The sequence below is a fragment of the Aquimarina agarilytica ZC1 genome (assembly GCF_000255455.1).
Lineage (GTDB): Bacteria > Bacteroidota > Bacteroidia > Flavobacteriales > Flavobacteriaceae > Aquimarina > Aquimarina agarilytica.
In genome coordinates this window covers 31,852-56,098 of record NZ_JH621253.1, presented here as the reverse complement: position 1 = coordinate 56,098, position 24,247 = coordinate 31,852, and the positions used below count along the sequence as shown (strand labels likewise).

The following is a 24,247-nucleotide window of genomic DNA, read 5'->3' as shown; positions in this document are numbered from 1 at the left end:
CTATTTAAATTACCAATTTGTAAAAGAACCATCCTTTTTGAACAAATGTGGTGTTTCTTTAATTTCAAATGTTGATTGGATGGCCAATTCCTCATTAAAATCCACTCCTAATCCAGGCGCATCAGAAATTTTATAACGCGCCCCATCTATTTTAGGTTGTGTTGGATAAAATGTTTCACTATTTGTCCCACACCACTCAACAGGTGTATTAATCTCTTCCAACCAAGCCACATTAGGTGATGCGGCTAACATATGTATTGTTGCTGCGGTACAAATAGGCCCCAAAGGATTATGCGGCATTAAATCAATATAATTAGTTTCTGCCATAGCGACTACTTTCATCGCCTCGGTAAGCCCACCGACATTACACACATCAACCCTAGCATATTGAGTGATATTATCTTTCAAATAAGGCCAAAATTGCCATTTACTCGCAAACTCTTCTCCCAATGCTAAGGGCACATTTATCATTTTCCTCAGCTCTTGATATACTTGTGGATTTTCATCTCTTATAGGTTCTTCTAGAAAATCAAGTGTTCCTGCTGGCATTCGATTAATAAAAGAAACTGTTTCGGGTACCGTTAACCGGTGATGGTAATCCATCCCAATAGTCATTACATTTCCCATTTCTTTTCGAAGTGCTGGCAACCATTCGACCAAATTTGCCATGGATTCTCGGGCTACATAGGGGGCTGTCCCCTCACTAGCCTCATATAAACGTATAGCCGAAAAACCCTCCTTTTTTAGGGTTTGCGCCTTGGTAATTAATTCTTCTTTTGACTCAAATTTTAACGATGCAAAGCATTCAACATAATCACGTTGTTTCCCCCCTAATAACTCATAAACTGGAACTCCTAATAATTTTCCTTTTATATCATGCAAGGCTATGTCAATAGCAGAAATAGCTGCAGTTAATACACGGCCGCCTTCAAAATATTGACTTCTGTACATTTGCTGCCAAAGGGCACCAATCTGCTTAGGGTCTTTACCTATTAAAAAATGGGCATAATGTTTAATCGCCCCTACAACTGCTAACTCCCGGCCACTTAAGCCTGAGGCTCCCCATCCATAAATGCCATTTTCATTGGTTTCAACTTTTACCACAAGCTGATTTCCATTTTCGACACGTACTGGGTATGTTTTTATAGCGGTTATCTTAATCATGAGTTTTCGTTTTCATTACTAACTATTTGAATTCTTTCTACCTTTCCGACAAGGAAAACATACGCAAAGAAACCAATTAAAGCTATAATTCCAATAAAAAACAAAGCTGGCTCAAAATTGCCATCTTTAGCCAATATACCAATAACTATTGGTACAATAACTGCCGATAACCCTCCCATTAAGTTAAATACTCCTCCAACCAAACCTATATGTTCTTTTGGAGCTATTGTCGATACAAAAACCCATGAAATACTTGCAAAACCTGTCCCAAAAAATGCAAGGGTTAAAAAAACAATAGTTAATTCGGGACTATTCGTATAATTCGCTAATATAATTGATGATGACAAAAAGAGTCCCGTCAATACCGGAGCTTTTCTGGCAATTTCTTTTGAAATCCCTCTTTTCATTAAACGATCGGAAAGTAAGCCTGAAATAATTACTCCTAAGAACGCCCCTAAAAATGGAATGGATCCCATAATTCCAGACTTCATTAAATCAATCCCTTTTTGTTCTTGCAAATAGGTAGGAAACCATGTCAAGAAAAATATAAACGTAGATCCTAAACAAAATTGTCCTAAATACAATCCCCATAATTTTTTATATATAAATGCATGCTTAAGGTCACTCCATTTAAAAGGTTTGATTTCTTTTTTCTTTACAATTTCTCCTTGTCGAATATGATTCAATTCGGATTGATTTACTCCTTTATGATTTTCAGGATCCCTGTAAAACACATACCATATTAATGCCCAAATAACCCCAATAACTCCCGATATTATAAATAGGCCTCTCCATCCTAATTCACTTTGTATATAAGCTAATAAAGGAGTTAGAAAAGCTAAACCTATGTATTGTCCCGAAGTATAAAATGCTATTGCCGATGCGCGTTCTTCTTCGGGAAACCACTTAGTTGCTATAGCATTATTTATAGGGAATGAAGGAGCCTCAAACACCCCTATACTCGCCCTAAGTCCTACTAATGCTCCAAATGAACTTACCAAGCCTTGTAATAACGTAGCTATTGACCATAAAATTAATATTAATGTATATAAAATTCGAGCACGAATTTTGTCAACAATAACGCCTCCAGGGATTTGCAAACTAGCATAGGTCCAACCAAAAGCTGAAAAAATGAGTCCCATTTTTACTTTATCTAAATCAAGCTCGTTAGATAAAGCCGTTGCGGCTACAGATATATTTGATCGATCTAAGTAGTTAATTACTACTGATATAAATACTAAACCTAGTATACCAAACCTTTTTTTAGTTGGATTAACTGATGTGTTAGAGTTTTTATTATTCACTTGTAAACTTGAGTTAGTTCTACTAATTAGTATACTTAGTTAAATTTTTACAGGAAATCTATTACAACATGTAGAAACTTAAAAGACTTGATTTTATTGCCTTTTTAACCCTAAACAATGAAATAATTAAAGAATACAATTTGCGATGGATTTACGAAATCCTTTTAGTTACCTACTAACATACAATTTATTATAGAATATATCAAAGATGAATGTAGTGAATAATGAAATCCGAATAAATCAACTGCTTTATTAACTTTGGTGTACTATCGCTGTGATTTTAGTTTAATCACAGCGATAGTAAGCCTTTCACACCTTAAGAGATAGTGTCACGCTTAATTAGGATTAGCTTAAAAAACTACTCTTTCTTGTTTAATACTAATGTAACTTTATTAAAATTAGCTGCGCTGTTAATAATCGTTCGGTATTGCTCATAAATAGCTACTGGTATTACATTTTGATTGTAATATTCCAACACCGAAACAATTAATTGATTTTCGTTTATTTCATAACTAGATTTAAACATAAACAGTTCCACTCCATCCTCTTTATAGGATTCATCTATGTTTATAGTTTCTAAATTTTGAAATTGATATCCTTCGGGAATATCAATAATTAATTTTCGATCATAACTTCGCTCAAATGAGTTTTCCACAGGAAGTTTACGAGCTTTCTCTTGATACATCTCTTGCTGTAATCCTATCAAATCACCGAGCTTAAATAAATATTTACGACCCACTTTTTCTACAAATGCATCGGAAGTCATTTTGGCTTTTATGTGTAATGGTTTTTTTCCAAAATCATACTGCCCATCATTAAAAACTTCCTTTTCTTTAATTTCTAAATTTTCATTGATTGATTTTATAATTCCATCAATGGCCTCACTCTTGGCTTCAGCTTTAGCTAGGTATAGATAAGGTTGTACATTAAGCGCATAGTATCCCGTCATTTTTCGATCCATTTGCAAATTGGTCGTTGTTAAATCCTCTGGATCAAATGCTACATTCATAATTAAATCATAGCGCGTTTGGTCATAATTTATAGGTTCAATAAACTTAACTTTACCTACCCCAGATGTAAATTCGCCAATGCTTACAGGTTTTATAAAAAGTCCATAGGTATCTGTTAAATTACCATTGGGAAAACCTACACGCGATAATGTATTTAAAGGCTCCATGTATAATTTTAATTTAGGGAAATAAAATAAGTAATCTTCTAAAAAATTATAGGCTTCAAAATCTTTATCAAACTTTACATCACTTCGAGGGCAAGTCAATACCACCTCATGCTTCACACCTATTTTTTTAAAAATAGCGGCATACAAACGCATCATACCCGTTTCTCCTGCAATTTTAGTTTCAAGAATCTTTTGTATATCATCCAACCCTTGTTGTTTCGCCTTGGTAACAAAAATAGTAGATTTTATATGCGCTTCTATTAATCGGATATCATCTAAAGTGGCTTCTTTGTCTATTTTTATTACAGATTCCAAATACTTCGCTATACTTTTAACTGTTTTTTTGTCTAATTCTGGATAAAGACTAGTGTATATATTTTGAGTAACCTCACCATAAGACACATATTCCTTTGTTGGATTCGCAGTATTTTTATCTAGCTTATAAATAACTTTTTTTAGTGCCGTATCATAAGGAGCCTGACTTTCTATTTCCAAGCCTTCCACCTCTTTTAATTTAACAAACCAACGATTTTTATCTGTAACCAATGTATCACGCTCCATATCCGGTAAACCGTTATAGCTTTTGGCGCTGAACAATAAATTTTTCGGAGCATATAAATCAAAACTTACATTTTGCTTGTAATAATTGTCTTGTAAATATATACTAGCACCTGTATAAGCAGGATAGCGCTTTATCACATAATAGTACTCTATAAAAGATCCTTTTTCAACTCCTTCAAAAGCATAGTATTTATAATTTACCTGACTCTCCTCATTTTTGGCTTCAAGTATTTTAGAGTCATCTAATTCAATAGTTTTCCCGCTTTTTGTTATTACCCTTGCTCTATTTTTTACTACTATTTTTGTTGCTGAAGTGGGTAAATAAACCTTATTATACTCTTCAATTTTATCATTGGAATTTAACCAGTAAATATTATGAATTAATGAATACTCAACAAAACCGCCTCCATCAGTTAATACAAATTCATTTATAGTTTTTTCTTGAAAAGCCACCAAATCCTTATCACTATGTGATGATACATCAAATTCTTTTGTCGAATCATCTAACCAATCATAAGTTTCATAAAAAGGAGTGGTTTGGCTATTTATTACAGTTAATGAAAAACACATTAACAGGTACATCACAAGATTTTTAGTTATAATCATATGTATTTAAACTGGATTAATTTTTTATTGTTTTTTTCCTAAGACAGTTATTTCTTTTTCAAAATAACTACTTCTTTATAATTTTTTTCAATCTTCTTTATCATTTTATTCAACGCTTTCTGCTCTTCTAGCGTAAGCTCAATAAAATTTTGATGTGCGATTAGTTTATAAATTACTTTATTCTCCTTTTGCGTATAGGTAATTTTACAATCAAAAAAATCATTTGAAATTTCAAAACTTTCTGGAATATAATCCAATACCATGGTATCAGGGATTTCTAAAATCGTTGTAATTTCATTAAATCTTTTGTAATTAAATTGTTTTCCACTTTTGCGCTTATCATCTTCTTTTAGTCTACTTAAATCTCGATTTAAATTCAAATTTACATAAACTTCATTTTCATAGCCCTGCACATAGTTTTCTATATTAAACGTATAATCTACTTCAAAATCCTTTTCATATTCGAATTTATAAGCTTCTTTAAAATCATCAATTAAAAAACGATTACTCCCCTTTCGCAATTGATAAGTATAAAACTCTTTTAAGTCTTTTTGCTTCGTCATTTTTTCTAACGCATGAAACAGATCTGTTTTTGGGTAACCCTTGGTTTTAAATTTTCCTTTACCTACGAGCTTCTTGTCTTTGATACTAATAGAAATAGCGTCAGAAACCCGATTCCTTGTAGCTTCAACCACAGGTACTTTTTTTACAACAAATTCATTTTTATCAATCCCAATCAAAGCTTCTTTTCCTTGAATAAATGACGAAGGCATATCAATTGGCGTATACCTCCCAGTAGCATCTAAATAATATACATTATCTCCTTCTATATACGATAAAATCATATGGTTATCCACAGCTGGTGTGGGTACCTCTGTATAAGTATAAGGTATACTACGCGTACCTATCCATGTCAAATTCCCTTTTAATTTTGCTATTTTTAACATTTCGGATAGAATACTGGAATTGTCTTTACAATCTCCATATTTCTTTCGAAAAACATCATTGGCTTCTCTGGGTACAAAACCGCCCAAAGCATATTCAAAGGCAATATATTTTACGTTTTCTTGCGTCCAATAATAAATAGCTTTTACCTTTTCTAGATCTGTTTTTTTATCTTTAGTTAATTGATCAACTAAAGCAACTAACTCTGGGCTAGATGATGCTGTATTCACATCCTCAACTAAAGAATAATACCAATTGTATAAATCACCTACTGAACCCGAAAGTTGTTTGGTTTCTTTCTTTATTTTATATGAAGTTAAAATGGGAATAATATGCGGTACAATCGTTCGAAAACTTGGAGCTCCACTATCCATATCATAAGCAGCTACTTCTTCAGTCTCCCATTTATATATGGTTCTTCCTTTTTTTTGAGTTTTAGAAAAATGAATAGCTACTCCTTCTAAATTAAACTCCTTTAATTCTAATTCAATATCATTATCAACACTTAATGTAAATTTACTTTTAGCAATTGGTGCATTTAAACCAAAAAACAATGCATTTAAAAAACGTGGATTTTTAATTTTTTGAGAATAACTTAATGACGTCTTAGCGCCTTCTTGTAAGCGTGGATATATGAAATTTATAGTCTTACTATCATCATAAAAACTAGTATTCATATCATCCTTTTGAACAAAATCTGTCACGGGTATTTCTTTATATTTCCCGCCTTCGTAAATTAATGAAGCCGCTTTTACATCATCAACTTCAAAAAAAGACGAATAATGAATTGCTTTTTTTGAGCCAAATGTCGCTCCTGCGGACATGTATAAATTATCCTCTCGAACTTGCTGACTAATTTCTAAATCATTGTTATTTAACGATACATCAATTTTAATTTCATCTAATAGTCTTATAAAATGAGCATTGGGGTATTTATCCTTATATTTTTTATATAATGGAGAAAACTCCTGAGCATTTGCTAAAAAAGAAACTCCAACTAAAAATAGTGAAATCAATGTAGCAGAAAATTTATACATACTAATACTTTGTTTGTTTTTCTATTAAACCATTAAAATATACTCTTTGCTCAATAAGTGTACCATTTTTATTATAATAAAAGGCCTCACCATGCAAAATATCATTCTTGTAATTCAACTTTTCTTTTAATTTTCCATTAGCATAATATTCTAATGATTCGCCATTTAAATCACCATAATTGTAATTGTATTTGGCCTTTGCTGTGCCATTTGCATAAAATAACTTGTATGTCCCATGGTTTTCATTCATAATATGTGACATTTCCTTATATATTTTACCTTGATAAGTATAGGTCTTATAATCATTAATAAAATATCCATTTTCAAATTGCATTTCGGCCGATTTTATTCCATTATCAAAATAGGCAAGTAAATTTCCTGTACCTGATTTTAAAGGGATCATTGGCTTTAATTCACCTTTTTTATTATTGTAACTGTAGCCTATTAAATTACCATTATTGTAATAACGTACAAATTGTAATTTTCCCGTAGGGCTATAAAATTTTCGCATTCCATTAGGCTTTCCATTTTTATAAGTATTCTCTCTTTGGAGTGTGCCATCTTCATAAAACTCCTTAGTTGTTCCCGTTTGCTTACCTGCCCTGTAGGAGCGTATTTCTTCTAAAGCACCATCTTTGAAATAATATTTCCACTCCCCTTCTGCTTTTCCTTGCACATAAATGCCTTCCCATTTAAGCTTTCCGTTTTCGTGATAGCCTTGCCATTTACCCTTTTGTTTTCCATTAAAATATGTTCCCTCCTCAGATAACTGTCCCTCAAAATAATACTTTTTATATGATCCATGTCGCTGACCTCCTAAATAATTTGTAACGGTAAAAGGTTTTCCATTCAAATGAGTAAAAGTGGTAAGGCTTTTGTTACTAAAATCTGTATTATCTATAGTTTCATGTATGCTTCCGCTAGAAGTATAATAGGTTCTCGAAATTAATCTCCCAAACTCATATTTGGAAACTTCGTACAACTTACCATCGGTAGCATACTCTTTTTGAATACCATGTTTTTCATCTTTATGGTAAAAATAATCTCTTTTTAATGTCCCATCTAAATAATATGACTTCCATTGTCCTACTACTAAACCTCTATTATAATAACCTTGTTCACTTATTTTTCCATTTTTATGGTAGCTTACAAAATAACCGTTAAGCTTATCATTCTCATAGTTTTTTTCAATACGTTTTTTGCCATTATTGTAGAACATAAAGTATTCACCTTCAATTTGATTGTCTTTATAAGTTCCGTAACTAGTTTTCACTCCATAATCATAATATTCCCAAACACCTTCTTTACCACCTTTTATATTATAAAGTCCTTTTGTTTCTTTTACACCTACTGGAGAATACCCCTCGTAATTGATATTCCCCGATTTCTTTTTTACCTCATGTATACTATTCCCATCTTTATCAAAATGAGTCGTGGCAACTAATTCTCCCTTTTTATATATGAAAGTATAATGTAGTTTTCCATCAATATCATATTCTTTATACTCCCCATTAAGTAGATCTTTACTATAATTCATTTCTCGATATAAAGTACCATCCATAAAATAAAGTTTCCAAAGCCCCTCATACATATCATTTATAAACTGACCTTCTTCTTCTAAAACCCCATCATCATAATACTCCTCATATTTCCCACTTAATTTGCCTAGATTGTATGTATATTTTGCTTTTAACTCCCCATTATTATGATATAATTCTTTATCTCCATGAAACTTACCATCCACATAACTTACCTTATTCCATACTTGACCATTATCATAATAATTAATCAATTCCCCTGAAAATTGGCCATTTTTATAGGTTCCTACATATTCTTTGGCTTCCTTTCCTATGTTATAATACGATTTATATTCCCCTTGTAAATCTCCGTCAATAAAATTCTTAACTTCAATTAAAGCTCCATATTCATTGTAATCTCTATAAACGCCATCTACTTTCCCTTTTTTATTCACATACTCAAAGTCAACACCACCAGTTTTATAATATGATGTATATTTCCCTTCCAACTCATCATGTAAATAATTTATTGTATGATTTAATTTACCTTCTTTATTAAACCACTTCCATTCTCCTGTTTTTTTCCCTTCATTATCAAAGGCTCCTTCTGCATTCAATTTACCATGATCATCAAAAACCTCCCATATACCTATTTCCTTACCTTCTTTACGTAAGCCTATTGCCAATAATTTTTTATCCTCGTACATACAACTCACTTTTTGTTGCTTGCCACGAAATAACATATCATTATTTTCTCCAACTAAAGTGATCCATTTTGTAAATCCATCCCTAATAAATGCCCTTACTTTTGAAGTATTTTTGTCAACAATTTTCTTGTATGTGCTTTTTTCTAAAGAATACATTGTTGTGTACACAAACGAATCAAACAAATCATTCGCTATCATCCATTTATAAAAAGGCACATATTTTTGATCCCAAAACCCATCATTCCCACCTTCATAATCTTTTAACTGCTCAAACAATACATGGTTTTGCTTTACCATAGGAAGATCTATTTTATTCTTAATCTTATAGCCTTTATTTAAAGCAATCCGATTACTTAAAATCAAATCTATATCTTCAAAAGAGGCATCATCTTTTGAAATTTGAATCCCTGTTGGTTTTGAATCATTAGCTCTGGAAAAAGAAGTATTAATTGAACTTAATACTGTTAATGAGTTTTTTCCGTCTGGATCCAACACTAAATACATATTAAGTGCCATTAATGCCTGAGTCATTTTTTTTTCTTTATAGCAAATACTACCTAATTGCAAGTGAGATTGCGCATAATAAGGATTTAAAATAATAGACTGTTTAAAATCTGATATTGCATTTTTATAATCCTTTTGTTTTTCAAAGGCTACTCCGCGATTATAATACAACTGGAAATGTTTAGGAAATTCTTTTAGCGCTTGATTATAAGTTTCGATGCATTCCTTATAATTTTCTAAAGACTCATATGCCACTCCTTTATTTAGGTACAAGCCATATCTAAATTCTCCTTTTACTTTTTTTAAGCCTTTATCAGTTTCTTTTATGGCTTCCTCATATTTTTTAAGCTCTAATAAATAATATGACTTACTTATTAAAGCATCTCCATATGAAGAATCATTTACTGATATCGTATTGTAAGCCTCAATAACTTCTTGATATTTTTCTTTTTCTACAAGATCAACCACCTTATTACTAATCGTTTCATAGGTGATATCGGTTATCTTCTCTTGAGCTGTAATTGATATGCTAACAAAAGAAAGTAATAAAAGAAGTATTATTTTTTTCATATGACTCTATGTTTATTATATGGTTTTGGATGTTTGACTCGAATTATTCATTATAAAATCTATTCCTTATCGAAGTTCTAATGCATAATGCTGGTTTAAGGCTACTAAATATTGCCAAAATAATTACATCGGGTGCGAAAATACTGATGATTCAGAAATAAAACCACTACTTAGTTGATTTTACTCTTATTAAATATAAATTATATCATTTGTCATTGATCTTTCAACTAAAAAAACCTTTGAAGTTAAGTTCAAAGGTTTTTTATCAATTCTAAAAAATGCTATCCCATTTTAGAATAAGTTCATTATGATACTATTTATTACTCATCTTTTAAACTCCAAGTTCTAATCCAATCATATTTTGTAGTAAGCTCATCATACGAAGCTGTTTCAAATATATTATTCGCATCAATTGGATTCCAATCATAAGTTTCAATGGCCATTGTTAAATGTCCTTCCAAATCAAATTCGGCTGGAGGGTTTGTTATTGAATATACATATGCTCCATCTAAATAAAATAAAATTTCATTTGGTGATTTCCACCAACACCCATAAACAAAATACCTTGAATTATTTTTTTCGCTCAATATTTTTTTACTTGGTGATTGTTTAGATGCATCAATAGCAGTATCACATGGTCTATTATGCCTCCAAGTATTTGAATGATAAATGTTATCAAAATCCTTTGCCCAATTCGCTGTACCGCTATGAACCCTACCTACACATTCCTGAACATCTAACTCTAATTTTCTAAACGGTCCTGTGGAGCAATTCTGTTTAAAAGACAACCAAAATGTTGATGACATTACCGTTTTATTTGCCTTCATTTTACATTCGAAATACTGTCCAACACTTACTGTTTCTTTTGAACGCACAATACCTCCTCCATGAGTCCAACTTGTATTATTTACATTTTTAGGTGTATTGTATTTTAATGTAGTTACATTTAAATTACCATCACTAACAGTTACATTTTGAGGATCAAATAAAGCAGGTGGTCTTCCGTACCAACCAAAACCGTCTGTTGCTGGATTCTTATGCCATTTTGTATTATCAAAAATATTGTTATTAAATTCATCTGACTTATTTTCAGATTTTACCCATTTTTTCCCTTTAGGTGTCGGATCTTCTCCAAAAAAATATGGTTCAGTACCAGTGAGGCTAGCTTGAGTAACCACTACATCAAAACTACATGAGCTCTGATTCCCTTCAATATCAGTTACTACAAATGTATTTGTTGTTGTTCCTAACGGAAACAACTCCCCTGATGCTAAACCTTCTGTTTGTTTGGTTTTAGCACCTGCCACATTATCCATTCCAACTGGTGTATCATAAATCACTTTTGCCTTATTCTCATTAGGCTTTGCTATAAAACGAATAGGATCCATACAAACAATAGTAGGCGCTATGGTGTCTTTTTCTTTTACTACTTCATCGTCATTTTCATTACTACTACAGGCCACTACGAATAAAATAAATGACATTAATAGCATATATGCTTTTCTATTTTTTAACATAAATTTATTTTTTTTACAAAAATAACTTCAACTTATTTAGTAATGCAGATCATATGGTTTTATATGTAACTAAAACAGTTTATTTACTAGGTATATCAATTCATTATAACATTTAGCAGAATCCAAGATTAATAAAATTAATCAAACTTCTTCTGTTATTTTAATAACTAAAAAAAAGCCTGATTCAAAAAGAATCAGGCCAACAAAACCACAAAAAACCACTTTTGTGTAAACAGACTAAATAGTAGGTTATGACTACTAAATACTTAAAAAAGTATCGTTATTTCAGTTACTAATCCTTAAAAAGGAATTAAATTCCCGAAACCAACTTTAGCTGTTTGTGTTTATGCTGCATAGCAGCAATTTCTTTTTCATCCAAATTAGTTTTCCATACATAAATGTTTTTCAATTTGGATATTACGGAAAGTGCTTCAATACTCGCAACATCAGCTTGTGTGGCGTATATACTCAAACTTTCTAAGTTTTTCAATTCCGTAAGTTTCTTTAAACCACTATCTGTTAATCCTTTATTTTTAGAAATATTCAGTTTTCTTAAATTCGAAAACGAACTTAATTGTCCAACTTGAGCGTCATTTAAACCACTATTTTCCAATGACAACCATAAAATATTATCTTTAATTGATTGTAACGTTTCTAATTTTTCTGATATCGATTTTTCATCACTTTTACCTGTAAGCAATACTACATCATATGCAAAAGAACCAGCTGCTAATTCTCTAATCGAAAAACCTTGTTCTCTTAATTTTTCAATGGTTTCATTAGCTACATTTGAAAAACTAATCATGTCACCACTAGCATGACCTTCTAATTTTAAATAATTAGAAACTAAACCAAGCATATCTTCATCGGGTTCTGTAGTCACAAAATTTGTAGTATAATTAGCTTCACCTTTGTTAATCCAGTATTCAATAATCAATTTTTCTTCATCCGTCAATGGAGTTTTTCCTTTTGGTGGCATAAACAACTTATCATCTTCGGATAAATTTACACGAAGCATTAATTCACTTTCATTGGCATTTCCTGGAACTATCGTACTCCCATGCTTTCCACCCTTCATGTACATTTCAATACTTTCAAAAGAAAGTTGCCCCTTTTGTTTGCTTGAATTATGACACGAAAAACACTTTGCTTTTATAATTGGATGTACTACATCTCCAAAAAATTGAGCTTGAGCTATCTCTGTTACCTCTGGACGCTTTAAAGGATCTACAACGTCCTTTTTAAAAGGCATGTAATGGGTTAAATAATCCTCTCCATGAGTTAAATTACCTCCCAAGTGCCCTGTTGCAGATAAACCACCAATCATAGCAACTACCACAATTAAATACAATTTATTTTTAACAGTTTTAAAAAATGTCAAATCCAAACTTAATAAGTAAGCAATAAGAGCAATTAGAGTAGTTATTATTCCAGCCCATTTATGATCATCTAGCGCTTCGTGATTATAATCCCCGCTAGTAGCTAACATTAATCCAAGAATACTTGCTGCAATTGCACTTAATGTCCCTAACAACAATGAAAAAGGAACTACTTTTTTCAATCCATTAGTCAATGAAAAACGTTCAGTAACTTCAATAATAGCTGTAAAAATTAAAAAACCTATGGGCAAATGCACCAATAACGGGTGAAAACGACCAAAGAATAATATGATATTAGATTCTTCCATAAATTGGGATTACTTTTTAAACTCTTTCTAATTTATATGGTGCAGAATGTCCTGCATTCCATTGACATACATATAAATTTTTATCTTCATCTACACACACATCATGTCCATGCCATATGGGTTTATGCGCTAATTGATATGAAGGCAATAACTTTCCATTTTTATATTCGGGTGCTGTACCTCCTGGGTTAGAAACTACTTTATCTCCCTCTAACACTGTTACAAAACCAGTATGGGCTAACCAATCAAATTTTGTTTCTCCTTTGGGAATAGACCAACATACTCCTGCGTATAAATTATTGTCATCAATTACCGCTCGACAAGCATACATGTTTGTCAAATGTAGGGTCCTTATGTATTTACCATCCAGTGTGAAGAATTTGTAAACATTTTCTGCCCTTGAACTACAAATAAGAACAGGGTTATTCTTATCCCTATAATCTACAGTTACTCCATGAGCATTATGTAGGTTATAATTTTTGTCTTCATTATCATGACCTCCCCATTTACGTATAAACTGTCCTTTGGCGTCATACTGTAAAATATAATCTTTGCCATAGCCATCGGCTACATAAATATCCCCATTAGGTCCTACAGCAACTTCAGTTGGACAAAAATGATCTCCAACTTCATAAACTCCTATAGTTTGGGGGTGTCCAATATCAAAAACCACTTTTCCATCAAGAGTTGTTTTACTTACTCTACCATTATGCTGAAGTAATTCCCCTCTTCGATTCAAATACCATCCTGAATCAGTCAAGTATAAAAAATCCTCTCCTCCTTCTTTTGATAAGGTTAATCCATGACCTCCTGGGTACGCTGTTCCCCAATAGTCCAACAACTTACCTGATTTATCAAAAATTAATATATTATTTTTAGGATTATCACCCAGCATTATTAATCTTCCTTTACTATCCATTACCATTTCATGGCAATTCAATAATGGAGTCCTGGCCGAACTAACTTTCCCCCAGTTTTTATCTAATTTATATTTATAATCTCCATGACCATAAATAGTATCATCATTTCTTTCTTTTTTACCTGTAATAATATTGGCTCCAAAAGTTGGAGTAGCTACAGTAGCTAATGAAGCTACAGCAGTAGTTTTTAAAAAATTCCTACGTGTTTTCATACAACTCTTTAGCTTAAAATATCTTTTACAACATGTCCATGAACGTCTGTTAAACGGTAACGTCTACCTTGATGCTTATACGTTAATCGTTCATGATCAACCCCCATTAAATGCATTAATGTAGCATGAAAATCATGAACATGTACTGGGTCTTTAATTACATTGTAGCTAAAGTCATCTGTTTCCCCATAAGACATTCCCGGTTTTACACCAGCTCCAGCCATCCACATCGTAAATGCTCTAGGATGATGATCACGACCGTAATCCTCTTTGGTTAATCGACCTTGGGAATAAGCAGTTCTTCCGAATTCTCCTCCCCAAATTACTAATGTATCTTCAAGCATTCCTCGTTGCTTTAAATCTTGTAACAAAGCTGCAGTAGGCTGATCTGTCATTTCACATTGCCTTTTCATATTACCCGGCAAACCAATATGGTGATCCCAACCACGTTGATACAACTGAACAAATTTCACTCCTTTTTCTAATAAGCGACGTGCCATTAAACAGTTTGCAGCATATGTCCCTGGATCACGACTTTCTTTTCCGTACATTTCAAATGTTTCTTCCGACTCATCGGACATATCAGTCACCTCGGGCACTGATGTTTGCATACGGAAAGCCATTTCATATTGAGCAATACGCGCCTTTATTTCTGGATCACCATAAGCATCATTCTGAATATCATTCAGTTGTTTTAAATAAGCGAGCATTTCGGCACGATCATGACCATCATAATTTTCAGGATTATTCAAAAACAATACGGGGTCTTTACCAGATCTAAATTGTACTCCTTGGTGTTCCGTTGGTAAAAAACCATTCCCCCATAATCTAGAATATAAGGGTTGCCCACCCCCATTTTTAGATACAAGAGTAATAAACGTAGGTAAGTTTTGATTATCGGAACCCAAACCATAACTTGTCCAAGCTCCAATTGAAGGTCTACCTGCTAATTGATGACCTGTTTGAAAAAAAGTGATTGCGGGATCATGATTAATTTGCTCAGTATGCATCGATTTTATAAAACATATATCATCGACCATTTTAGCCGTATGTGGCATCAATTCACTTACCCAGGCACGACTTTCACCATATTGTTTAAACTTGTACTTTGAAGGTGCAATTGGCAACGAAGATTGAGAAGCACTCATACTTGTTAAACGTTGCCCTTTACGAACCGAAGGTGGCAAATCCTGACCAAACATATCTGTTAATTTTGGCTTATAATCATAGGTTTCAAATTGTGAAGGTCCTCCACTTTGAAATAAATAAACTACTCTTTTTGCCTTTGGTAAAAAATGTGGTAATCCTGGAATACCATTTGGACCCGAAATTGGATTGGCATTGGGGTCACCAATTGGCTTTCCAGGTCCTTTAACAGTACCCTTAGTATTGTTAGCCAATAACTTATCGGCTCCCATAAGAGAACCTAAAGCCATCGCTCCTAGACCCATTGATGTTTTTGTTAGGAATTGCCTTCTATCTATGTTTGCTTCTATCTTTTTAAAATCATGTACGTTAGATCTTAGTATATCATGATCATGGTGATGGTGTCCGCTCATAATTTCTATCTTTTTGTAATTGTTACATCTCCATTTAGAATCACACTAGCTACAATGGCATTTGAAGCCAATAAACTTGCATCTAAACTTTGATCTATTTCATATGCTCCTGCCTCTAGCCAACCTTTAGCTTTTTCGGGATTGGCTTTAAATTTTTCATATTCTTTGGCTAGCAATTCTGCTAATACTTGTAATTCCTTTTCTTTTGGGCTTCGTCCTGTAAAGCGTGTATAAGCCATTTTAATCCCTTCCAGAGAATCGCTCATTTTAGTCATACGCTCCCCCATAACCTTGGCTGCCTCTAAATATGTTGGATCATTTAACAACACCAAGGCTTGTAATGGTGTGTTTGTTTTTTGTCTTTTTACAGTACATACACTTCGTTCGGGTTGATCAAAAGTGGCTAGTGTTGGATTAGGCACCGTACGTCTCCAGTACGTATAAAAACTTCTCCTGTAAAGGGCATCTCCCTCATCTTGCTCATAAGTACCCGATGTCATTGCATATAGTCCTTCGGGCTGGTAAGGCTTTACGCTTTCTCCACCTACTTTCTTATTCAATAAACCCGCTGCTAGTAATGCATTGTCACGCATCATTTCACTTGTTAAACGTGTACTTGGCCCTCGAGCTAACCAAACATTTTCGCTATCAATATCTCTTAATTCATTTGAGGTAAATGAACTTTGTTTGTATGTTGCTGAACTAACAATTAACTTTTGTAAGGCTTTTACATCCCAGCCAGAATCAACAAATTTTAATGCTAACCAATCCAACAACTCTGGATGTGATGGTAAATCCCCTTGATTTCCAAAATCGGCTGTGGATTTAACTATCCCTCTTCCAAAGTAATTTTGCCAATACCTATTTACAGCAACACGAGCTGTTAAAGGATGCTCCTCTAAGGTTAACCATTCTGCTAAACCTAATCTATTTTTAGGTAAACCTTCAGGCATTTCCAATACACTTTTTGGAGTATTTGGGTATACTTGTTCTCCGTAGGCATCGTAAACACCTCGTTCTAATACAAAAGCATCTCGAGGTTTTTCCATTTCCTTCATGATCATTACCTCCTGTACTCTTTCAACTGAATCTACGTAGATACTTCTTACTTCTGCTAAAGCTTGTGAAACCTCTTTATAAGGTTTAGATACGTTTGTTAAATAATATTCTTTTAATAAGGATTTTTGAACTGGTGTTAAATTTTCAAGCTCCGTAGTCGCTATCTCTTTTACCTCTTCTGCTTTAGCTAATTTCAATACCTCAACAGCGCTCAACTTACGTTTATACACCTCAATATCATCATATTTGGCATCTTTAGTTCCTACGCCTCTCCAGCGAGCACCTATCTGTAAATTTGGTTCTACGGGGCCATTGTAAATTTCGTCTGTTAAATTATGGAAAATAATATCCTTAGTTAAATTATCAATTTCCACTTCGGTTTCAACCTCTTTACCATTCATGTAAATCTTACCTCCTGCTGCTGTACTTGAACCATCATAAGTTACCATTAAGTGCACCCATTGATCTCTAGGCACATCCACTTTAGTGTGCTCAATAATCGCATTTTCGGGCCAAGTATGTGCTAGCATCCATTCTAACTTATTATCTTTTAAGTATAAATGATAACCTTTATAACTATGTAATCGAGATCCTTTGTTTTTATGAAAAATTACGCCTTCTTTCAATTCTTCAGGAATATTTACCCACAAACCAATACTAAATGAATGATCCCTTTTAAAAATACCTACTCCTTTTAAATCTAGCCATGCATCCCCATTCATTTGTAAAGCACGACCGTTATGTCCTTGAACAAAATTTAGTTTTTCATTTTTTGAAAATTCCATTCGGTGCTCCACCTTTAAAGATGGATTCAAACTATTTTTTACAGGACTGCTATTTAACGTATAATGAGCCGTCTTTTTGTCTGAAGAAACTCTTTTAATAGCATTCTTATAAGCACCTGTTTTTAACCATTTTTCAAAAGCTATTTGTTCCTTATTTGTTACCTCGGCTAATAATTTTTCCTTTTGATCAATTTTAGAATCTGTTTCTTTTAAGAAATTTTCTTGCTTTTCCGTTGGGATCATCATTGTGGGAACAGGTAAGCTATTATCCCATGAAATTTGACCGGTTTCATTCACATTATTGAAAAAACTATATAATTGAAAGAATTCTTTTTGAGAAATTGGATCATATTTATGATCATGACATTTTGCACAAGCCACAGTAAGGCCCATAAATGCTTCACCAACCAATGAAGCTCTGTCGGACACGTATTCCGATCTAAACTCCTCATCAACAATTCCTCCCTCCATATTTTGAGGATGTAAACGATTAAAACCAGTAGCTAAAATTTGTTCTCTTGTTGGATCTGGAAGTAAATCCCCTGCTAATTGCCATTTAATAAACTCATCATAAGGCATATTTTTATCAAATGCCTTAACTACCCAATCCCTCCAAGGACTCATATCTCTGTATCGATCAACTTGATATCCATAAGTATCAGAATAACGAGATAAATCCATCCAATCTGTTGCAATTTTTTCTGCATAATGAATTGAATTTAATAATCGGTCTACTTGTTTATCATAAGCATCTTTTGAAGTATCTGCTAAAAATGACTTTATTTCTTCAGGCGTTGGTGGTAAGCCAGTCAAATCCAAAGAAAGTCTTCTTAACAACAATTCTTTATCTGCTTCTTTAGAAGGAGTTAGTTTTTTTTCTTCTAAGGTTTTTACTATAAAATTATCAATGTCATTATTAACAAAGTCCTTGTGTTTTCCTTTCACTTTTGGCACCTCATATTTTTGAGGTTTTATAAATGCCCAGTGAGGTTTATACTCCGCTCCTTCATTAACCCACTTAACCAGAACCGCTTTCTCGTAATTTGATAAAGGCACATTAAATTCGGGGGTTGGCATTATTTGTGTCGGATCGCTAGACAGTATACGTCTTATAGCTTCGGATGATTCTATATCCCCAGGAACAATGGCATATTTTCCCGGAGTTTCGGGTAACTCTCCATAGGCAGCATCTGCAACATCAAGTTGAAGACCTGCTTTTTGTTTGGCTTTATCTGGTCCATGACATGCATAACATTTATCCGACAAAATAGGTTTAACATGTATATTAAAATCTAATTTATCAGGAAGTGCTTCATAATCTTCAGCAATACTATCCGGTATATTTGGCCCACACGAAATTTGTAAGGTAACACCTATTATAGTAGCTATAAATAAACCGCTCTTTTTTAAATAATTTCTCATAATTTAAAACAAATACAATAGAATGAATTAAACACTTTATCGTTTTCGTAAAATTAACTTATTATCCCTTTAAAATTTCAAAATCTATATAGACTCCATATAGACTTACACTAAATTCTATATAGATTTTAACTAAAAAACTCTTTTAAAAACATTGTATTTACTATGTTTACAGTATTAAACGAAATAACAATGCTTTTTATTTATAGATTTTTCACTCCACTCTTATTAATACTATTTTGTATTAATGTCTATACCCTAAATGCGCAAAAAAAGCATATTTCAGATATTTCATTCCCTCAAAAAAAATGGCATATTGAACGTTTGACTAAAAATGATAGTTCTCATATTGAATGGGAGACTAAATTAGCTAGACATAACTTTACCAAGGATACGATAGCTCAAATTAACGTACTTAATAATCTTGGCGAACTTTATTGTAATCGTATTAATTATGAAAAATCATATGATAGCTATTGGAAAGCTTTATTACTTGCCGAAAAGACTAATAATCCAGCTGCAATGGCAACTAGTTATACTGGAATTGGAATATTATATAGTTTATATAACCGTAGACCAGAAGCATTAAAATACTATTTAAAATCATTAGAGATCAATAAACTTTTGGTTAAAAAAAATGAACTAAAGGCTACTGCACTAATAAAAAACTACCTCCCTTTAGCTACTCATTATTTTTATAATAATGATCCCGAAACTATGCGAAGTTATTTAGAAACTGCTGAATTAATAACAACTCTCAACAATCCATATATCAATTTTTTAAAAGTCCACTTTGGTTATTTATCACTTTTAGAAAAAAATTATGCCAAAGCTATTAAACAATTATTACCACATGAAAATTATTTTTTAAATGAAAAACCTAGTTATTTAGTTGTTTTATACGCCATGTTGGGTGATAGTTATTTTGGATTAAAAGAATATAAAAAAGCGATATTCTATTATGAAAAATCAAATGCAATTGGTTATCAATATAAAAATCACCTGAATTTTATACCTGACACCTATAAAAAGCTGTCCGAGGTGTATCAACAGATGAATAATGAATCTAAAGCTTTAAAAAATTTACTAACCTCCCTTGAAATAAATCAATATTTATATAGTAGTCGTAGTCCCAATAACCAATATTTACTAGAAATTAAAGATCAGTTTATGTTAGAAAAAGAACGACTGGATAAATTAGCTGCTGAACAACAACTGGAACAATTACTACATACAGAATCATTATGGAGGTTACGCTATATTATTATGCTTATTAGTGCCCTATTTTTGGTAGTACTAGGTGTTGTTATTTATCGTTACACTACTACTAAACTTAGAAATGAAAAGAAGATGCTCCTTCAAAAAAAGGAATTAGAAACAAAAAAATCTGAGGAAATCCTAGAAATCAAAAATAAAGAACTTACAGAATCCACTCTAAGATTAATGGCCAAAGATGAATTACTAAATGAAGTAAAAACTAACCTTAAAGAAATTAGTGAGCAACCGAATTCACATAGTGTCAAAAAATTGATTAAAACTATTTCTGTAAACTCAAAAGAAAATTGGTCAGAATTTGAAAGTAGATTTACTATGGTAAATCAAGGCTTTTACAGTCGTTTAAAAAAGAAATACCCAGACTTAAGTCAATATGATTTAAAGGTATGTGCTTTAATTAAACTTGGCTTTTCGGGCAAAGAAATGGCAAAAGTAATGGGGATTTCACACGAAAGTGCTAACACCTCTCGCTATAGACTTAGAAAAAAAATCAACTTAGATAAGAATGTGAATTTAGTAGAATTTATTAATGATATATAACTCATAGTTCTTGTGTTTACTTTTTTTAAACAAAAACCTTGAGTTTTTAGTCTAAAATCAGGTTAGAACTATTTTAATTTCATAAAACTTCTATAAAGTTATTGTTTTTATTTCTTGATTTTAACAATGTAAAATTATCTTAGCTCTAACAAACACACACTTATTTATCAATTAATATATGGGAGCGACTTTAAAAACCTTCTATTTTCTTTTTTTCATTTTTTATGTGCATACTATTTTTCCTCAACAACTGCTTTCTAAAAATGAACTATTAGAATTAAAATTGCTTGAAAGCAAGGAACGAAAATCTTTGAATGATGCGGAAAATTTATTCTATTTAGAAAATGACAAAGAAGCTGCTTATAAGTTATCGCATCAACTTTTAAAAAGACTCAAAACCGATGCCAGTAAATCTAGACTGGATCATTTAATTTCATGCTATTTTTTAGAACTAAAAAGAGATACTGATTCCGCTTTATTTTATTCCAAAAAAACTTTAAGCTATACTACATTCTCAAATGACTCAATAATGAGAATGCGAACCCTAATGGGAAACATGAGCTTAGCCAGTACATTTTTAAGTAAAGGCTTATTCAAAAAAGCTAAAAAAGTAGCTATTGAAGGACAAGAGAAGGCTGGTAAATGGAATTTTATTGAAGAACATGATCGATTTATATTATACCTAGGAGATATATATTCCTATGAAAAGAAGTTTAATACAGCCATTAATTTATTTCAAAAAATAATTCATAGTATTGATATTGACGTTGCAGTAGGATCAATGATGTCACTTGGCCGCATTTATCATGATTTAAAGGATTACAAAAAATCAAATAAGTATTACAATCAAGCTCTTGAAGTTAATGAAAACCCCTACTATGATTTAGCAGTAAGTTTTTACATGACTAAAAATTTAAAATATACAGGTCGGAAAAATGAAATAATTCCTCAACTTAAAAAAATTATTAAAAGAGGGGAAGCAATGGAAATATCTCACCTTAAAAATCAAGCAAAAAAAGAACTAATCAATGAGTACTTAGCTAGAAAAAAATTCGATCAAGTAGAAGCTATGCTCCTCCCCTTGGTAAAGGAAAGAAAACAAGAAGGTAACTTAATCGAATTGTTGTTTTGCTATGATAAATTAAAAGAAAATGCTCTTAATAAAGATGATTACAAACAAGCATTAGGTTACACCGAAGAATTTCTAATAATTCAAGATTCAATTAATAAAATTCAAAAAGCACAAGAAATTAACGAATTGGAAATTAAGTTTGAAACGCTTCAAAAAGAACAAGAAAATGATCAATTAAAAAAGGATAAAGAAAAGCAAATCTATATTAAAAACTTAATTTTAATAGCTTCAACAATTCTGTTTGCTTTTATATTACTCCTTGCGTTAGGGTATTATAAAAAACTAAAAACGCAAAAAAAACTTAATGAAACTTTAAAACAAGTATCCAATGAACAAATTAATTCCTTAATGAAAGAACAGGAATTAAAATTAATAAAAGCTACTATCGAAGGACAAGATAGAGAACGTAAAAAATTAGCACAGGGACTTCACGATTCTATTGGGAATGATATAGCTACTATAAAATTACTAATAGGGGAAATTAAAACTTCTGAAATAAAAAAGATTCAAAATCATATGGATCGGACTTATCAAAAAGTTCGAGAAATGTCTCACAACACCATTCCTAAAAAAAATAGACATAATGATTATATAGAAATCTTAAAAGAATATGTAAAAAATATTGATGAAGCTACCGATCTAAAAATCAACTTTGAAGCCTCGGAAGAAGAAATTATTAATCAAATAGATGTTTCCATTCAAAATGAAATCTTTATCATACAACAAGAATTAATCACAAATACCTTAAAGCATGCTAAAGCAAAGCATATAGATATTAGAATAGAATGTATTTTAGATACTATTCACCTTACTTATGAGGATGATGGAAAAGGTTTTTCCATGGACTCTTTAAAAAATAATAAAGGTATTGGTATTACCAATATTAAAAACAGAATAGATCAACTATCGGGATCAATCATTATTGATTCTCATCCCAAAAGAGGAACATTATTCAAAATTGAAATAAAAAAAGATGCAATTGACGTAGCTATTGATAGTGTGTAACCCTTAATTTTTATCTAATATTTTATCCATTACCCACGAGGTATGTGCTCCAGTTTCGCCCGTTGAAGGGTGTGGAATTTCAGAAAATAATTGCTTTTTCATATTTTCAACATGATATAATTGAATATTTTCTGGATGCGCTATATCAAAACTTTTTTCAAGGGTATCATTTTTTAAAACAATAGGAGCTCCTTTAAAAACAGAAAATGTTATTTTTCCATTTGATCCATAAATTTCAACTTTATCTTCAACGCTTTCTGTTCCAAAATTCCAACTTCCGCTACCCGTAATTCCCGAATGATGTAACCAACTTCCAACAATAGCATCTTTAGAGCTATATAAATCTTGCTGATTAACAGCTAAGCCTTTAGCTTCAGTAATATTCCCTAGCAAATAGATAAATAAATCCAAGCCATGACTAGCTAAATCATCAAAATAGCCTCCATAGGCAATTTTAACATCGGTTCGCCAATCATAGGCTTCTAACAAGTCAATTGGTTTTGGTCCTCTAGAATAATGCCAATTTATATGTCTAACAGATCCTATGGCACTGGCATCCAATAATGCTTTAATTTTTTCAAAACGAGGTAAACTCCTACGATAATAAGCAACAAATAATGGTAATTCCTTCTCTTTAAACACTCTTACTATCTGCTCACATTCCTTGTAACTAGGTGCCATAGGCTTTTCAATACAACATACTTTACCTGCTTTTGCTACTTTGAGTGCGTAGTGCAAGTGACTATCTGGTGGTGTTGCAATATATATAGCATTAATCTCCGGGTCATTAATTAAGTCATCTGCATTTCCATAAAATTTCGAAACTCCATGCCGATTTGCATAATCTTCAGCTTTTTCAATATCACGACGCATCACAGCTTTCAATTCAAAGCCTTCTACTTTTTGATATGCTGGACCACTTTTTACTTCAGTAACGTTACCACATCCTATAATTCCCCATTTATAAACTTTAACACTCATATTTACTATTAATTTGAACCAATTTAAGCTTTTTATATATTTTTCATGCTAAGAAATATTT

Annotated in this window: 13 protein-coding genes; 2 read left to right on the top strand and 11 right to left on the bottom strand. The window is 32.0% G+C overall.

Annotation, left to right across the window (positions count from 1 at the left end):
- Positions 1-9: 9 nt before the first annotated feature.
- The 10 genes from KQA_RS0206120 to KQA_RS0206075 all read right to left on the bottom strand — a co-directional run bounded on the left by KQA_RS0206120 (position 10) and on the right by KQA_RS0206075 (position 19,253).
- On the bottom strand, positions 10-1,164 hold the full coding sequence (locus tag KQA_RS0206120; RefSeq protein WP_010179144.1) for a mandelate racemase/muconate lactonizing enzyme family protein: 1,155 nt from the start codon (positions 1,162-1,164) through the stop codon (positions 10-12).
- Complete coding sequence (locus KQA_RS0206115; protein WP_010179142.1) at positions 1,161-2,468, bottom strand: MFS transporter; 1,308 nt, start codon at positions 2,466-2,468, stop codon at positions 1,161-1,163. The genes KQA_RS0206120 and KQA_RS0206115 overlap by 4 nt, the downstream gene beginning before the upstream one ends.
- A gap of 358 nt (positions 2,469-2,826) precedes the next feature.
- The gene (locus KQA_RS0206110; RefSeq protein ID WP_232285859.1) at positions 2,827-4,788 is read right to left on the bottom strand and encodes a DUF3857 domain-containing protein; all 1,962 of its coding nucleotides are present in this window, start codon (positions 4,786-4,788) and stop codon (positions 2,827-2,829) included.
- A gap of 71 nt (positions 4,789-4,859) precedes the next feature.
- Positions 4,860-6,794 (bottom strand): DUF3857 domain-containing protein, encoded by a 1,935-nt coding sequence (locus KQA_RS0206105; protein ID WP_010179139.1) that lies wholly within the window; start codon positions 6,792-6,794, stop codon positions 4,860-4,862.
- A gap of 1 nt (position 6,795) precedes the next feature.
- The gene (locus KQA_RS0206100) at positions 6,796-10,092 is read right to left on the bottom strand and encodes a toxin-antitoxin system YwqK family antitoxin (RefSeq protein WP_010179137.1); all 3,297 of its coding nucleotides are present in this window, start codon (positions 10,090-10,092) and stop codon (positions 6,796-6,798) included.
- Positions 10,093-10,412: 320 nt separating this feature from the next.
- The gene (locus KQA_RS0206095; protein WP_010179135.1) at positions 10,413-11,609 is read right to left on the bottom strand and encodes an HYR domain-containing protein; all 1,197 of its coding nucleotides are present in this window, start codon (positions 11,607-11,609) and stop codon (positions 10,413-10,415) included.
- Positions 11,610-11,919: 310 nt separating this feature from the next.
- Positions 11,920-13,296 carry a c-type cytochrome domain-containing protein gene (locus tag KQA_RS0206090; RefSeq protein WP_010179133.1) on the bottom strand — a complete coding sequence of 459 codons (1,377 nt, stop codon included), beginning with the start codon at positions 13,294-13,296 and terminating at the stop codon, positions 11,920-11,922.
- A gap of 16 nt (positions 13,297-13,312) precedes the next feature.
- A complete protein-coding gene (locus tag KQA_RS0206085) occupies positions 13,313-14,428 on the bottom strand; it encodes a twin-arginine translocation signal domain-containing protein (RefSeq protein WP_010179131.1) in 1,116 nt (371 codons plus the stop codon).
- Positions 14,429-14,436: 8 nt separating this feature from the next.
- Complete coding sequence (locus KQA_RS0206080; protein WP_029209479.1) at positions 14,437-15,987, bottom strand: DUF1501 domain-containing protein; 1,551 nt, start codon at positions 15,985-15,987, stop codon at positions 14,437-14,439.
- A gap of 5 nt (positions 15,988-15,992) precedes the next feature.
- Positions 15,993-19,253 carry a DUF1553 domain-containing protein gene (locus KQA_RS0206075; RefSeq protein ID WP_010179126.1) on the bottom strand — a complete coding sequence of 1,087 codons (3,261 nt, stop codon included), beginning with the start codon at positions 19,251-19,253 and terminating at the stop codon, positions 15,993-15,995.
- Positions 19,254-19,418: 165 nt separating this feature from the next.
- On the opposite strand from KQA_RS0206075, the gene KQA_RS0206070 reads away from it, so the two are divergent.
- Together KQA_RS0206070 and KQA_RS0206065 are read left to right on the top strand one after the other, a co-directional pair.
- A complete protein-coding gene (locus tag KQA_RS0206070; protein ID WP_010179124.1) occupies positions 19,419-21,068 on the top strand; it encodes a tetratricopeptide repeat protein in 1,650 nt (549 codons plus the stop codon).
- A 178-nt stretch (positions 21,069-21,246) separates the two neighbouring features.
- The gene (locus KQA_RS0206065; protein ID WP_010179123.1) at positions 21,247-23,205 is read left to right on the top strand and encodes a tetratricopeptide repeat-containing sensor histidine kinase; all 1,959 of its coding nucleotides are present in this window, start codon (positions 21,247-21,249) and stop codon (positions 23,203-23,205) included.
- Positions 23,206-23,208: 3 nt separating this feature from the next.
- On the opposite strand, the gene KQA_RS0206060 is transcribed toward KQA_RS0206065, so the two are convergent.
- Positions 23,209-24,186 (bottom strand): Gfo/Idh/MocA family protein, encoded by a 978-nt coding sequence (locus KQA_RS0206060; RefSeq protein ID WP_010179121.1) that lies wholly within the window; start codon positions 24,184-24,186, stop codon positions 23,209-23,211.
- Positions 24,187-24,247: the final 61 nt, after the last annotated feature.

Excerpts from the sequence above, each read along its gene's own strand:
- KQA_RS0206100 (WP_010179137.1), bottom strand. The coding sequence starts at position 10,092 with ATGAAAAAAATAATACTTCTTTTATTACTTTCTTTTGTTAGCATATCA.
- KQA_RS0206075 (WP_010179126.1), bottom strand. The coding sequence starts at position 19,253 with ATGAGAAATTATTTAAAAAAGAGCGGTTTATTTATAGCTACTATAATA.
- KQA_RS0206120 (WP_010179144.1), bottom strand. The coding sequence starts at position 1,164 with ATGATTAAGATAACCGCTATAAAAACATACCCAGTACGTGTCGAAAAT.
- KQA_RS0206095 (WP_010179135.1), bottom strand. The coding sequence starts at position 11,609 with ATGTTAAAAAATAGAAAAGCATATATGCTATTAATGTCATTTATTTTA.
- KQA_RS0206085 (WP_010179131.1), bottom strand. The coding sequence starts at position 14,428 with ATGAAAACACGTAGGAATTTTTTAAAAACTACTGCTGTAGCTTCATTA.
- KQA_RS0206060 (WP_010179121.1), bottom strand. The coding sequence starts at position 24,186 with ATGAGTGTTAAAGTTTATAAATGGGGAATTATAGGATGTGGTAACGTT.
- KQA_RS0206080 (WP_029209479.1), bottom strand. The coding sequence starts at position 15,987 with ATGAGCGGACACCATCACCATGATCATGATATACTAAGATCTAACGTA.
- KQA_RS0206105 (WP_010179139.1), bottom strand. The coding sequence starts at position 6,794 with ATGTATAAATTTTCTGCTACATTGATTTCACTATTTTTAGTTGGAGTT.
- KQA_RS0206065 (WP_010179123.1), top strand. The coding sequence starts at position 21,247 with ATGGGAGCGACTTTAAAAACCTTCTATTTTCTTTTTTTCATTTTTTAT.
- KQA_RS0206070 (WP_010179124.1), top strand. The coding sequence starts at position 19,419 with ATGTTTACAGTATTAAACGAAATAACAATGCTTTTTATTTATAGATTT.
- KQA_RS0206090 (WP_010179133.1), bottom strand. The coding sequence starts at position 13,296 with ATGGAAGAATCTAATATCATATTATTCTTTGGTCGTTTTCACCCGTTA.
- KQA_RS0206110 (WP_232285859.1), bottom strand. The coding sequence starts at position 4,788 with ATGTACCTGTTAATGTGTTTTTCATTAACTGTAATAAATAGCCAAACC.